Here is a 14404-nt window from a genome sequence, read left to right as displayed (position 1 = left end):
CTTACTTTGTAGCACCATTTATGAAAGTAGAAAGTATAATCATTATTAACGGGCCTAATTTGAACCTGTTAGGAAAGCGTCAACCTGAGGTATACGGAAGTACGTCTTTTGTTGATTTTTATGAGGAATTGAAGGAGAAATATCCTGATGTGACCTTTGAGTATTTTCAATCCAATCACGAGGGTGAAATGGTCTCAAAAATCCAGGAAGTTGGTTTTTCAAACGTTGGGATCATTCTCAATCCTGCAGGATATTCACATACTTCCGTCGCTCTGTCGGATGCGGTGGCAGCCGTAGATGCACCCGTGGTGGAAGTACACATTTCCAATATTTTTACCAGAGAAGAGTTTAGAAAGCACAGTTACATCAGCCCGGTAAGTGCCGGTGTGCTCACTGGTTTTGGTTTGAAAGGCTACGAATTGGCTTTGAAATTCTTGCTGGAACAACATGGCTAATGTGACGTTTTATCCTGGTCCGAGCAGGGTGTACTCCAACGTACCGGAATACATCTATGAAGCGCACAAGGACGGGATCATGACCATCAATCACCGAAGTGATGCGTTCATGGAGCTCGCAAAACAAACCAAATCGGTCTTACATGAGAAATTAGGGATCCCACAGGATTATCGAATACTTTTTCTTTCATCTGCAACTGAATCCTGGGAGGTGACTGCTCAGTCACTCACCAAAAATTGCTCCCAGCATTTTTACAATGGTGCATTTGGGAAGAAATGGCACCAGTACGCGGATTCGATTTTAGATCATACCCTTGGAACCACTTTTGGGCTGAATTCCGCATTACCTATTCAGGAATTATCTCCGGAAGCGGATTGCATTTGCCTGACCCATTGTGAGACTTCCAACGGTACCTTCATTTCATCTGTCCTCCTGGAAGAGTTGGACAAGCAGCGAAATCCCGACCAACTGGTGACCATCGATGCTACGAGTAGCATGGGAGGATTGCATTTGCCATGGGAAAAGGGAGATTACTGGTATGCGTCGGTGCAAAAGTGTTTTGGCCTTCCGGCAGGCCTGGGCATCGCTGTAGTTTCACCAAAAGCAGTGAAAAGAGCAGAAGAGATCGGTGAAAAGGGTCATTATAACAGCCTGTTGCGGATGCTCGAAAATGAAGCTAAGCATCAGACGCATCTAACTCCAAATGTGCTGGGGATCTATTTGCTCTACCGGACTCAGGAATATTCAAAAACCATTGACCTGGTGGAGGAAAAGTTAAGGAAAAGGTTCGCTTACTGGATTGAGTTTCTGGAGGAGTTTAAGGAGTTTACCTTTTTGGCTGAAAATCCCCTGGTGCGATCTCCAACGGTCGTCGCCATTTCCAGTGATCATGCCCAGGAAGTAAAGAAGCTATCGCAGGAAGCTGGAATTACCCTGGGCAACGGGTATGGAGATTGGAAAGCCTCAAGTTTTCGAATTGCCAATTTTCCTGCCATCAAACGCAAAGAGATTGAACTTCTCAGCAAATTCTTGCGAAAGCAATATTCCACCTCGCGTTAAGGTCTTCTTTCAACAGAAACAGAGGTATTGATCCAGCATTTGATGTCTACTTCATCATCTTCTTCGTAATTCTCATTGAAGATGTCCTCAATAGATGGGAATTGTTCTGCGGATGCAGTCATTTGTGACTCATTACCTGCCTTTTTGTACATGATGTAAGCTGCTATGAATACCGCGCGATCCAATACCCTGGATTTTCCTTCCTTACATTCCTCGTAGCTTCCGAAATACAGGTTACCAATCAGGTTATAAGGTGCTGATTTTTCAGGACTAAGTGAGCTGGCTTTGTAGGCGGTGGTACGAGCTTTGACTTTGTCGCCAGTCTTGTAATAAGCGTTGGCTTTGTTGATGTAAGCTTCGTATTTCTCTTCATTATCTTCTGTCAGGGTGATGGCATTGTCATAATATTCATGCGCTTTGGCATAATCCCCTGCGCTAGCGTACTTATCCCCCAGGGCCTTGGCCAGGCCAAAGGAAGGGCTTTCGTTATAGACCAATTCACCTGCCTGGGTAAAATAAGCTTGATCAGTACATTTTGCCTGAAGTGAATATTTGAAGATCTTTTTTGCCGTATTCAAATCTTCAGGATTGGATTCCAGTCGTGGGACCAGGTTGCCTTCGATGAATGTACAATTCAGGATGCCGTCCAGTGAAGTTAGCAGTGCATCTATTTTATCCAGGTCCTTTTTAACCTTATCGGGCTTTGCACCATTGGCTAATTTATAGGCCAGCGCTTCAGAGACCTGACTGTGTATTTCCAGTACCATTTCACCAGTCATAACCTCCGGGGATCTTTCGTAATAGAACTTGGCCAGGGTCATGTAGGGAATCAGGTTGAAATCTGCCACATCATTGCCATTCATCTCGAAGTTTTTTTGATAAAGCTCCAATAGCATGGGATATCGGGCAGGGTAACGATAAAATTGCTTGAAGGCATCATAAGCCTTTCGATCTATGACTTTTGCTTCATCGCCAAAATATTTGATCCGCTGATCGTACATCCAGAGCAAAGAGTCCTGAAGTCTGGTCTTTCGGTCCTTGTCAGCCTCATCTTTGATGATGATCCCCAGGGTTTTTGCGCCATCGATGTAGATGGACGCATTGAGGTCCGGATTGTTTTGGTAAAGCCATTGCAACGTATTGAAAGTGGCGTTTTGATCGTCTAATTGAGCCTGGATCTTGTAGTAGGCTTGTTTTTCTTTGGCCTGATCACGCAACGTCTCATCTTCAGGCCAATTCCAACCGGGTTGAGCGTACATGGCCAAAGCCACCATTGAAAAAATGCTAAACAAAAGGGATCTCATAGCTGCAAGGATATGGTAAATAGATGTATACGTCTAGGTGCGGCTTAAATTTTCCGCAAAGTGAGTAAAATTCTGACTTTCATACCTTACGTAAGTCATTAGCTTTGTGTTAAGTAAAGTTGGTCTAAATGCTCAATTTCAAGGAAATTTTTTCAGTAACCCTCATTCTTTTCTCGGTGATAGATATCCTGGGGAATATTCCTGTGGTCGTCGACTTGCGTCGAAGGTGGGGGAAAATCGAATCGGGTAAAGCGACCCTCGTAGCAGGTATGCTCATGGTGTTGTTCTTATTTCTGGGAGAGCAGATTCTGAATTTGTTTGGGCTCGATATTGGCTCATTCGCCATTTCCGGAGCCATTATCATGTTCATCATAGGGATGGAAATGGTACTGGGGTTGCAGATTTTTAAGCCTTCTACCGACGAGGGATCAGCTTCTTCCATCGTGCCGTTGGCGTTTCCGATCCTTGCAGGAGCGGGTACCATGACTACTTTGATCTCGCTGCGAGCAGAATATCATGAAGTCAATATCCTGATAGGTGTAGTGATTAACCTGATTCTGGTCTATGCCATGTTGAAATCTTCAGAATGGCTTGAAAAGAGAATCGGCCCGGCAGGTTTCAACGTATTACGGAAAGTATTTGGGATCATCCTGCTTTCTATTGCTATTAAATTATTCAAAGCAAACTGGTTTTTATAAATGATTACGATCTGGACAGACGGAGCGGCTAAAGGAAATCCAGGCCCTGGTGGATTTGGTACCATCCTCGATTACAAAGGCAAACGAAAAGAGCTTTCGGAGGGTTTTCGGATGACGACTAATAACCGCATGGAACTACTGGCGGTGATCGTAGGGTTGGAGTCCATCAAAAAGGATGGTTGGACCGTGAAAATCGTTTCCGACTCCAAATACGTGGTGGATGCCGTGGAAAAGGGCTGGTTGAAAAACTGGGTGGTCAAAGACTTCAAAGGGAAAAAGAACCGGGATCTGTGGGAGCGATTTTTAAAAGTGTATTACCGTCATCGGGTAAGCTTTCAATGGGTGAAAGGTCACGCCGGTCATCCCGAAAACGAACGCTGTGATCAGCTTGCGGTAGAAGCCGCCGAACTTCAGGAATACCAGCAAAGCGTCGATACGGAATTTGAGAAGACGGTATAGATGTTGATCCCCCTTTGAAAAGGGAGTGAGGGGATTCTTCGATATTCTTCAAGCTTTTTTATCCTCAAATAATCTGTCGCCGGTCATATGACCAATGACCGCTATTGACGGTATAGTTAAACCTCCCCTTTGTAGAGGGGGTGGTCGAAGACCAGGGTGATTTTAATACCTTTTGCAGCTTTTTAATCCTTTACACTTATTGCTAGTGATCAAACCAATCACGGTTTAATCACTAATTATTGAATGCGTGCATCCATTATAAAATGGAAGTGTCTATAAACACGTAACCTGATCATCAGGTAAAATGATGTCATGTCATGTAACTTTTGTTTACAAACATGAGTATTATACTCTCGTAAACATTTACATTTATGAGGATTATCCTAAAATCATCATTATGAAGGGAAGTAACCTGGGCGAATTTGAAGAACTGATATTGCTAACTGTCGCTGCTTTGGAGCAGGAGGCGTACGCTGTGTCGGTAAAAGAAGAACTGGAGCGAAGGGCCCAACGAACCACGAACATCAGTGCGATACATTCGTCGCTATATCGATTGGAAGACAAAGGTTTCCTCACCTCGGCATTCGGAGGAGCTACACAAAAAAGAGGCGGGAAAAGCAAACGCTACTTCCAGGTTACCAATGCCGGATATGCGGCATTACAACAATCAAAAGATTTGCGCCAGGACTATTGGAAAACCATACCACGATTGGCATTTGTCAAATTGTGATTGAAAAAGTGTGAAACCTGAAGAACATAAATATCGCCCACCTCGCATGGGGGAAAGGTTGCTAAAGTTCATCTACGATGAGTCGCTCATCGATGACATTTTGGGTGACCTTGATGAGATCTATCAGGATAGGGCAGAGGTCAACGGCGCCACTCATGCCAAGATGCTTTATCTCAAAGATGCGGTGTTATCATTCAGGAACTACGATTTAAGAAGAAAAAGAAAGGTCACTCGAAATAATAAATTACCTATGGTTAGCAATTATGTAAAAACCACCTTTAGAACGCTCTCTAAAAACAGGATCTATTCCACCCTGAACATCATGGGACTGGCGCTGGGACTGGCGGCGTGTCTGTTCATTGTACAATACGTGGACTATGAATACAGCTACGATAAATTCCATCCCAACCACGAAAACTTGTACCGTGTGAAATACATGGTCTATCGGGGAGGGGATCTGGACATAGACTGTGCGGCAGCGGTGCCACGCGTAGGGCCATTTATGAAAGAAAAAATGCCTGAGGTCGAAGCATTTGTACGGGCATTCCCGATGGAGAGCGTATTTGAAAGCAATAACATTCAATACCGTGAACAACGGGTGCAGATAGCCGATCCGTCTTTTTTGACCATGTTTGATTATCCGTTGCTATACGGTAACCTGGAAGAGGCGCTTAATGAACCTAATCAAGTGGTGATTACCGAATCCACCGCCAAGAAATACTATGGTCGAACAGATGTGCTGGGTGAGACCCTGGAAATGGTTTCCTGGCCCCGTGGTAATTTCAAGGTAGTAGGTGTAACAGCGGATGTTCCTAACAATTCTCATTTGAAGTACAATGTGTTGATCTCCTATGAGACACTGAACAACCAGACTCGGAATGACGATGGGCAGGCTTCCTCGGAGACTGCCTGGGGGTGGTATGATTTTAATACTTATGTGGCGCTACGTCCTGGCACAGACCCGAAAGTCTTTGATGCGAAATTTAAAGAAGTCTTATGGGAGGAACGTGGAGAAGTGTTTGAGAAATATGACTTTCGGGCGGACTTTCCTTTGCAGCCAATCACGGATATTCATCTCTATTCTAATTTACTGCAGGAATCTGAACCACAAGAACAGGGCGACGGAGATACAGTATTTTTCCTTTCCGTGATTGCGGTATTTATTCTGGTAATAGCCTGGATCAACTATGTGAATCTGTCGACCGCTAAGTCACTGGAACGTGCCAAGGAAGTGGGAGTCCGAAAATCAATGGGTGCTTACAAAAAGCAGTTGATCTATCAGTTTTTGGTGGAGTCTTTTGTGCTGAATTTACTGGCGTTGGTCATTGCAGTTGTACTGGTGATACTGCTGACCCCTATGTTTAGCCAGCTGGCAGATGCACCTCTCAGCAGGGAATTCTTTTTGCGACCATCCTTCTGGGGAATTGTTGGAGGAATTCTGGTATTGGGCTCGGCACTTTCAGGTCTTTATCCAGCGTTCATTCTCTCTTCTTTCCGACCGATCCATGTATTGAAAGGAAAGTTGACGACTAATAAATCGGGAATCATGCTGAGGAGGTCTTTGGTGGTTTTTCAATTTGCGGCATCTATCACGCTGATCGCAGGAACCATCATTGTGTACCAGCAACTGGATCACATGAAAAACCTGGACCTGGGTTTTGACATGACGGATACGATGGTGATCCAGGGACCTGCGAGTACTGACTCGACTTTTAATTCGACGATGCAGGCTTTCCGAAATACCCTGACCAATAAACCAATCGTAGAAAAGGTAACTACCAGTTCGAATGTGCCCGGCGATGAGATTTTCTGGACTCGTGGCATGCGTAAACTGGAGGATACGCAAGACAAAAATTTCATCGTCTATCTGGCTGGCGTGGATTACGATTATTTCGAGTCGTATGATATCAATATCCTCGCCGGGCGGAACTATGACAGATCCTTGTCGACCGATACCGGAAACATTTTGATCAATTATGCTGCGATGAAGTCGCTAGACATTGTAGATCCGGAAGCAGCCATTGGCGTGAAAGTAAATGTAGGCGGCGACACCCGTACCATCATCGGTATCGTGGATAGCTATACGCAGCGTTCGTTGAAGCACGATGTGAATCCATTGGTATTTCCCCTGATCGAGCAAAATTCCAACTATATCACGGTCAAGCTAAGTTCGGACCAATATCAGCAAGCGCTCGAAGAAGTACAAGCCACTTTCGATCGCTATTTCCCGGGTTCTCCTTTTGATACCTTTTTTCTGGATGAGTTTTACAATCGGCAGTATGCCAATGAACAAAACTTCAGCAGAACGTTCACTCTATTCGCCCTGTTTGCCATCATCGTGGCATGTTTGGGTCTGTTTGGGTTAACCTCTTTCAGTACGTTGCAACGTACCAAGGAAATTGGGGTGAGAAAAGTACTTGGCGCAGGAGTCTCCCAGATCGTGATGATCCTATCCAAAGAGTTTATCATCTTACTTGCTATCGCCAATGTAATATCCTGGCCAGTGATCTACCTGATCATGGATGGATGGTTGAACAATTTTACTAGCAGGATCAGTATTGGGATTCCGGTATTGTTAGTTGCGGCTTTGCTTGTGATGTTGATCGCCATAGTGGCTGTAGGATACAAAACCGTGACCACTGCGAGAACCAACCCTGTGAAGGCTTTAAGGTACGAGTAGGCTTCGGCCAGCTTAGCTAGTAACCTGATCACTTAAGTGATCAGATTACTTTTGCTTCGCTATGCCCAACACGTACTTCCAGTTCAAGCAGTTTCGAATAGAGCAAGGTCAGACAGCCATGAAAGTGACCACTGAGGGTTGTTTGCTTGGTGCGCTGGTGTCGTTGGAGGGAAGCGAGCAACAAATCCTCGATATTGGAACAGGTACAGGATTGTTGGCTTTAATGATCGCTCAGCGATCAGAGGCTAAGATTGATGCGGTTGAGTTATCTTCTGATGCTGCGAATCAGTCGACTGGAAATTTCGATAACAGTCCCTGGTCCGAACGCCTAAGCGTATGGAATGGGGCCATTCAGGAATTTGCATCGGTTGCTGATCAAAAATATGACCTGATTGTATCGAATCCACCTTTTTTCAAAGGCCATCTGAAGTCCGGAAAGGCAAAGGACCAGGCGATTCATAGTGATGATTTGTCTCTAGAAGATCTCTGCCAATCGGTAATCAATCTATTGAAACAGAAAGGCCTGTTATGGGTGATCTATCCTTCTTACGAGTTTGACCAAATGGTGGAAGTCGCAAAGTCTCAAGGGCTGCTACTGCAGAAACAATTTGAGATCTATGATCGGCCAGAAAAGTCTATTTTCAGGAAGGTTGGAGTTTTTGGGTGTTATAAACAAGATGAACCTGAATCGGAAGTGATTTTCATCAAAGAAGAGAATGGAACATATAGCGATCGGTTTCAAGGATTAGTAGCTCCTTATTATTTATAACGTCACCTTTTTTGTTTGTGCCTTCAAAAGAACTGGATGTACCGTTTTAATTTTTATAATGTTTCTGCGACTAACGTACCTTATGGTGTATTTACCGTCTTTAAATGAAAGAATCGTTGCCGTGTGTACGTATTTTTTTTCATTTTCTTGAAAAATAACGACTTCTCCTAAAGCAAATTCTCCCGTGTTTTCCTGCCCTTCAAATTGTTCTTTGTTTTGCTGAATTTGAGCCGAATCCATGACACTGTCTGAAAAATCTATGATCTCGGCAGAGATAGTCACTTTCGTCGTACTAATAGGAAAGAAGAAAGTTCTTTTAAAATCAACAGTTGTTTGCCCAATTACTTGAGCAGGTCGGAGTTTATAATTCCGATATAGATTTCTTTTCGCTTCAAGAACCAATCCATCTTTCTCGTTACCACCTATTCCTAAGAATTTTGTGGTTTTTGCCGTTCCATATCCGAAATCTATGCTTTTAAACTGATTATTAGTAATGGTTCCTGTTCCTCCTCCAATTGTTCCAATATGGTAAGAGCAAGATGATAAGAGAATGCTAAACAGAAGTCCTAAAGTTTTGAATTTCTTCATTAGTTGATATTTCATTTTTCCAGATTGATTGCAACTTTTACGCTGATATAGCTTTTAATTTTCATAAAACGGTAACTTTTCTTCCCCGATCGTAATTTGTTAGGCCATCACAGATTTTCTCAATTGAATTTCCGTAATGGATGCTATCGTATTTGCAGATTTCAATACACACTGTTCCAAATCACATTGCTCTTAAGTAGGGCCTCCCAGGAGACTCAGAGGTTAAGACTCATTTCGGGATGACTTGCATTCTGATACCCTGGCCTGTGAAAGTCATTACGGCACCTGACATACATCAGTGTAAAACGCTTCCGCATCAATCAACTTTGGTACTGTAATTATTTCGTGAATGATCAGGATGTCTCCATCCTCTAAATAATAATGCCATGAAAAAAATATTAGTACCTACCGACTTTTCTAAAGAAGCCAACTACGCCATGCAACTTGCTGCTGAAATTGCTGAGCGCATTGAGGCTGAACTGCACCTGCTACATGTGATGGAAATCCCCTATGGCTCTTACAGCGTGATGGGTGAATTCATTCCTTCTTCTTCCTTCGAAAATGTATTTCAAGTACAGCTGATCAAACAAACAAAACGGGAACTGGATGAACTAGTGGACGATTTAGTGGGTCGCGGGATCAATACGACTGCCCATTTTGTGTTTGGCAATACTTTTTCTCACATCCACAAGACCGTCACGGCACAGGACATGGACATGATCGTGATGGGTAGCAAAGGTGCTTCTGGTTTGTCTGAGTTCTTCATTGGCTCTAACGCAGAGAAAGTGATCCGACATGCGAATTGCCCGGTACTGACAGTGAAAGGTGAAACACACCTGAAAGATATTAAGTCCTTTGTATACGCTACGGACTGCACGGAAGAGCAGGAACAAGTGGTTGGGCATGTGAAAGCACTTCAGGAACTACTCGGATTTCAGTTGTACCTGGTGCGGGTGATCACACCCTATAACTTTCTGGTGAAGAGCAGTGCCATGGATCAACTGAATGCCTTTGCCGAAAAACACCACTTCAAAAACTATATTCTGAGCACGGTCGAAGCGGAATTTGCAGAAGAAGGTATCCTGACATTCGCGACACATAACAAAATAGACATGGCGGCGATGGGCACTCATGGAAGAACAGGGCTGGCTCATCTGTTTGGAGGCAGCGTATCTGAATCTGTGGCGAACCATGCGGACATTCCTATCTGGACTTTGAAAATGCAAGAGCAATTGGAGGAGGCTGTCGCATAGCAGTGAATACTTCAGGTAGTTGGTTGGACCCCCGCAGGCAAACTGTGGGGGTTTTTTGTGCTTGAGGTGTGGCAGGATAGAACCAAGTTTTCTTCGGCTTGTTAGTAACATATACCATTAGTAAAACCATGTCCATAAAACTCATACAACATCGCGGAACGGAAATCATTTTGATCGACTACTCCCACTGTAAGGTGCCCGAAGAGACCCTTGCTGTTGTGGATGAGAGTGAGTAATTTTTGCTGGATTATGATGGACGAGCCAGGGTGCTGGTGGATGTGACCGGAGCACCGGGCAGTTCCGAATACATGGCTCGCGTGAAAGAGGTTGGCAAGAAAACAGGCCACAAAGTGAACAAGCGCGCCATTGTCGGTATTACTGGATTAAAGAAAATTCTTTTTCAGGGATTTGTCCGAATCGTGAAAGGAAACAATCGATCATTTGACACGCTAGAAGAAGCAATGGCATTTTTAGCTACCGTTTGATTTTTTGTTGGGGACCAATCGAACGGGTATCTGGGAGTTTTCTACAATTTCCCTGGCATTTTTGCCCAAATTCATGTTCATTCCGCCATTACCATTGACCCCCATCACCACAATATCGTAAGGTACTTCCTTCAAATGATTGAGGATTTCCTGGACAACCATGCCTGATTTGGTCAACCCTGAAATGAGATTGTTCAGGTCACTAGTATTCAGGCTTTGCGTGAGTTCATCGAGCTTTTTGCTCATGTGTGCTACCTGCATTGCCTGGCTGCCGTTCTTTCCGGGAACGATGTGTAGCAGGGTCATCTTCGCCTGATGCTGGTGACAAAGATCCAGGGCATAGCGTGTGGCTTCCCAGGATGCTGGAGAAAAATCCGTAGGTACTAAGATGTTTTTGATTTGTTGCAACGTAGAAGACATAAAAAATTCATTGCAATTTCTATAGAAATTAAAAAAATGATGCTGACATTCATTTTGGAGACGACTGATTTTTGTCATGTCCTCACTATATTGAGCACCTGACCTTTGTCACCATTCGATGGATCATCAAGTTACTTCTTACGACTTCAACCTGCTGCAGAGTGTATTTACATCAGCCTCTGAAGGTATCATCATAGTGAATCGCGAAGGCCAGATTGTATTGGCCAATAAAAGTGCAGAAAACCTCTTTGGTTACGAGTCTGAAGAGTTGGAGGGGGAGACCCTTGAAGTATTGATTCCAAGTCGTTACAGGGCACATCACCCACAACATCGTGAAGGCTTTTTTCAAGCGCCTAAATCTAGAAAAATGGCATCTGGACTCGACCTCACCGCCTTGAGAAAGGATGGAACAGAACTTCCCGTGGAGATCAGTCTGAGTTCCTTTTATTCGAATGATGAGATGTATACTGCTGCATTCATCGTAGACGTGACCTTACGCAAGCAGCATGAATTGAATATAAAGGAAAATGAGGCCCGGCTCAAGGAGTATTCAGAAAAACTGGAGCAGAAAGTAAAAGAACGCACACAGGAATTGGAGTTTCTGAACCTAGGATTGCAAAGTCAGGTTCAAGAGCGAAAAGTAGCGGAAGCAACCCTGGTTGAGGCCCAAAAACTATATACAGCCATTGCTGAAAATTTCCCAAATGGCCTTATTTCTGTGCTGGACATGGATTTCCGATTTGTGTTTGTGAATGGATCAGAGTTCAATCGACGTGGGTTGGATAGAGCGGATTTGATTGGGAAGACCTACTTGTCTTATGTGAGCAATCCGGAGGATGTGGAGCCTTTTCTACATGAAATTGCTAGCGGGAAAGAGTTATCAATAGAAGTGACCCTGGCTGATCAAACCTATCAGTTGCATGGAGCACCTCTAAGGGATGATGAAGATGCGGTTTTTCAGTTGTTGATCGTGGAAGAGAACATCACAGCGCAAAAGAAAGCGCAAGATGAGGTTCAACAGAACCTGGCAAAGGAGAAGGAATTGAATGAGTTGAAGTCCCGATTCGTTTCCATGGCCAGCCACGAATTTCGAACACCTTTGAGTACTATTTTGTCTTCTGTTTCGCTGATAGGCAAATACCCTGATGATGCCCGCGAAAAACGACAAAAGCACATTCTCAGGATTAAATCTGCGATTGCGAACCTCACCAATATTCTGAATGATTTTCTGTCGATAGGTCGATTGGAGGAAGGGAAAGTAGATCCAACTTTTGAGACAGTAGATTTGACGGCTCTGATCCATGAAACTCGTGAGGAAATAGAGCCTTCGTTGAAAGGTGGGCAGGAACTGGTCTGTGAATGTAAGGAAGGGATAGAGATTTGGTCAGATCCAAGGCTGCTGAAGAATGTTTTTCTCAACCTTTTGTCCAACGCCTCGAAGTATTCAGATGAAAATCAACAAGTGATGGTGGCTTGTGTCGATCGTGGTAGCTATCTCGATATGACCATTCAGGATTTCGGCAATGGCATCCCGAAGGCGGAGCAATCGAATATTTTTACTCGATTTTTCCGCGCAGGCAATGTGACCAACATTCAAGGCACCGGACTCGGGCTTTACATTGTGAAGAATTATTTAACTATGCTTGGGGGTGAAATTTCATTCAAAAGCGAAGAAGATAAAGGCACGTCGTTTTTTCTAAAACTACCTAAACATGCAAAAGATACTAGTCATTGAAGATAACCTTGATGTAAGAGAAAACATCGTTGAGATACTGGAACTATCCAACTACGAGGTAGTAGAAGCCCCAAATGGTAAAGAGGGAGTGAAGGTGGCCAAAAATGAGCATCCAGACTTGATCCTCTGTGACATCATGATGCCAGAAATGGACGGCTATGAAGTACTGTATATGTTAGGTAAGGATCCGAATACTTCAACCATTCCATTCATTTTCCTGACCGCAAAGTCTGAAAGAAGTGACTTCCGACAAGGAATGAGTCTGGGAGCTGATGATTATCTGACCAAGCCTTTTGATGACATGGACTTGCTGAAAGCCATCGAGGGCCGACTAGATAAATATGATAAGCTCAAAGCGAACTCCGATGCAAAAGCTCCGGATGATTTTCTTAATGGCTTGTCGGGAGTGAAGTCCCTGGAAGCCGCTGCGGCACAAGATCGGAGATATGTGAAACAGGACATCATTTTTCGGGATGGAGACTTTCCGCATTATCTGTTTTACATCGTCAGTGGGAAGGTCAAAACATATAAGATCAGTGAAGAAGGCAAAGAATTCATCCTTTCGGTTTTAGGTCCCGGTGAATATTTTGGCTATCGTGCCTTGCTGCTGGATGCCAACCACACGGAATTTGCGGCTTGCCTGGAAGATGTAGAACTCAAGCTGATTACGCGTGATTCCTTTCATCAGTTGGTTTTTGCGGATAAACACATTTCAGTAAGTTTTGTAAAGCAATTGGCAAATGAAGTCAGTGAAAAAGAATCTGAGTTGCTGCATTTGGCTTATGATACTGTCCGCAAAAGGGTGGTCGATAAACTGCTGATGCTTGCCGATTCTTATGAAGGTGAGGAGTACTTCAAGGTAGTTAGAAATGACCTGGCCGGATTAGTGGGTACCGCTTCAGAATCAGTCATCCGTATCCTCTCCGAATTCAAAAAGGAAGGCGTCATTGATATCAAAAGTCACGGCATAAAAATCCTGGATCGGCAGAAGCTGGAAGCCGTGAAGTGGTGACAATTCGAGCGCCTCGGGGGGGCTGATCAGTGTGACAACACTTTATCAATTGAGCTGGTTAGGTTAAGTTCTCTTTCGAAAACGATATGCCAGAATTAGGCTCACATCTTGCTGTGAGAAGCCCGCATTGAAGGTAGCAGGAGTGCCATCAATATCGGGATTGAATTGGTAGGACATACTCGCGCCTATCTGGCCTTGTAAGGAAGCATAGAATTGCTCAGCGAACAGGTACATGAACCCCAGTCGATACCCCACACCTGGTGTGAAGATCGTAGAAGAGAAATCACTATTGTTGCCACTGCTACGGTTGTTGCCGATACTAAGGCTTGGTGCCCATCCATGGATGAACTGGACTTTCTCAGCGATTTCCTTTCTGTTTTCAAAGGTCACTGATAGTCCAGTAGAAAAAGAAGTAGAACTTCTTCCTGAATTTGAGGATACGCTCAAATTTGCAAAAAGTACATCAAAGCTGATGTAGCGGTTTTCAGCTCTTTGCTTTTTGTAAACAAAGGCCAGATTGAATTCATCTCGAACGGAGAGTCCGATCTCACGAAAATCGTTTTGAGCAAAAAGTGAAGTTGAAAAAATCAAAAACGAGGTGAGGAAAAGGAATTTTGGTTTGGTCATTCTAGGAGCTTATTGTTTTCAGTTAAGCAAAAGCCATACCAAGATTGAGTATCAATTTAAATTTTCCTTTGACCTAATGTGTCTGTATGAAATCAAGTATTTGTGTCGAAAGGAGTTGCCGATTTGGGG

The 14404-nt window shown here is 43.9% G+C and carries 15 protein-coding genes; 11 read left to right on the top strand and 4 right to left on the bottom strand.

Annotated elements, in window-relative coordinates:
* Positions 1–20 precede the first annotated feature (20 nt).
* On the top strand, positions 21–455 hold the full coding sequence (gene aroQ / locus R8G66_22560; protein ID MDW3195174.1) for a type II 3-dehydroquinate dehydratase: 435 nt from the start codon (positions 21–23) through the stop codon (positions 453–455).
* Positions 448–1515 carry an aminotransferase class V-fold PLP-dependent enzyme gene (locus R8G66_22555; GenBank protein ID MDW3195173.1) on the top strand — a complete coding sequence of 356 codons (1068 nt, stop codon included), beginning with the start codon at positions 448–450 and terminating at the stop codon, positions 1513–1515. The genes aroQ and R8G66_22555 overlap by 8 nt, the downstream gene beginning before the upstream one ends.
* On the opposite strand, the gene R8G66_22550 is transcribed toward R8G66_22555, so the two are convergent.
* Positions 1512–2819, bottom strand: coding sequence for a hypothetical protein (locus tag R8G66_22550; GenBank protein ID MDW3195172.1), 1308 nt, complete (start codon positions 2817–2819; stop codon positions 1512–1514). The two genes, R8G66_22555 and R8G66_22550, sit on opposite strands and share 4 nt — an antisense overlap.
* A gap of 128 nt (positions 2820–2947) precedes the next feature.
* Here R8G66_22550 and R8G66_22545 point away from each other — a divergent pair, with 128 nt between their 5' ends.
* The 5 genes from R8G66_22545 (at position 2948) to R8G66_22525 (ending at position 8155) form a co-directional block, all read left to right on the top strand.
* Positions 2948–3517: a MarC family protein gene (locus R8G66_22545; protein ID MDW3195171.1), complete on the top strand. Its 570-nt coding sequence runs from the start codon at positions 2948–2950 to the stop codon at positions 3515–3517.
* Positions 3518–3976 carry a ribonuclease HI gene (rnhA, locus tag R8G66_22540; GenBank protein MDW3195170.1) on the top strand — a complete coding sequence of 153 codons (459 nt, stop codon included), beginning with the start codon at positions 3518–3520 and terminating at the stop codon, positions 3974–3976.
* A gap of 397 nt (positions 3977–4373) precedes the next feature.
* Entirely contained in the window at positions 4374–4706 is a 333-nt protein-coding gene (locus R8G66_22535; protein ID MDW3195169.1) for a helix-turn-helix transcriptional regulator, read from the top strand.
* 10 nt (positions 4707–4716) lie between these two features.
* Complete coding sequence (locus R8G66_22530) at positions 4717–7386, top strand: ABC transporter permease (GenBank protein MDW3195168.1); 2670 nt, start codon at positions 4717–4719, stop codon at positions 7384–7386.
* 61 nt (positions 7387–7447) lie between these two features.
* Entirely contained in the window at positions 7448–8155 is a 708-nt protein-coding gene (locus R8G66_22525; protein ID MDW3195167.1) for a methyltransferase, read from the top strand.
* Here R8G66_22525 and R8G66_22520 read toward each other — a convergent pair.
* On the bottom strand, positions 8150–8743 hold the full coding sequence (locus R8G66_22520) for a DUF6567 family protein (protein ID MDW3195166.1): 594 nt from the start codon (positions 8741–8743) through the stop codon (positions 8150–8152). The two genes, R8G66_22525 and R8G66_22520, sit on opposite strands and share 6 nt — an antisense overlap.
* A 386-nt stretch (positions 8744–9129) precedes the next feature.
* Here R8G66_22520 and R8G66_22515 point away from each other — a divergent pair, with 386 nt between their 5' ends.
* Both R8G66_22515 and R8G66_22510 read left to right on the top strand, forming a co-directional pair.
* Positions 9130–9996, top strand: coding sequence for a universal stress protein (locus tag R8G66_22515; protein MDW3195165.1), 867 nt, complete (start codon positions 9130–9132; stop codon positions 9994–9996).
* Positions 9997–10235: 239 nt separating this feature from the next.
* Positions 10236–10481, top strand: a complete 246-nt coding sequence (locus R8G66_22510) for a hypothetical protein (protein MDW3195164.1) — start codon at positions 10236–10238, stop codon at positions 10479–10481.
* Here the strand turns inward: R8G66_22510 and R8G66_22505 are convergent.
* Positions 10467–10901: a universal stress protein gene (locus R8G66_22505; GenBank protein MDW3195163.1), complete on the bottom strand. Its 435-nt coding sequence runs from the start codon at positions 10899–10901 to the stop codon at positions 10467–10469. The genes R8G66_22510 and R8G66_22505 overlap by 15 nt on opposite strands.
* Before the next feature lie 118 nt (positions 10902–11019).
* Here R8G66_22505 and R8G66_22500 point away from each other — a divergent pair, with 118 nt between their 5' ends.
* A complete protein-coding gene (locus R8G66_22500; GenBank protein ID MDW3195162.1) occupies positions 11020–12636 on the top strand; it encodes a PAS domain S-box protein in 1617 nt (538 codons plus the stop codon).
* Entirely contained in the window at positions 12614–13648 is a 1035-nt protein-coding gene (locus R8G66_22495) for a response regulator (protein ID MDW3195161.1), read from the top strand. The genes R8G66_22500 and R8G66_22495 overlap by 23 nt, the downstream gene beginning before the upstream one ends.
* A 63-nt stretch (positions 13649–13711) precedes the next feature.
* Here the strand turns inward: R8G66_22495 and R8G66_22490 are convergent, their stop codons facing one another.
* Positions 13712–14275, bottom strand: a complete 564-nt coding sequence (locus R8G66_22490; protein MDW3195160.1) for a hypothetical protein — start codon at positions 14273–14275, stop codon at positions 13712–13714.
* Positions 14276–14404 lie beyond the last annotated feature (129 nt).

The sequence above is a fragment of the Cytophagales bacterium genome, assembly GCA_033344775.1.
GTDB lineage: Bacteria > Bacteroidota > Bacteroidia > Cytophagales > Cyclobacteriaceae > JAWPMT01.
Note: the sequence above shows the minus strand (reverse complement) of the source record. Positions and strands in the feature narration are given on the sequence as shown.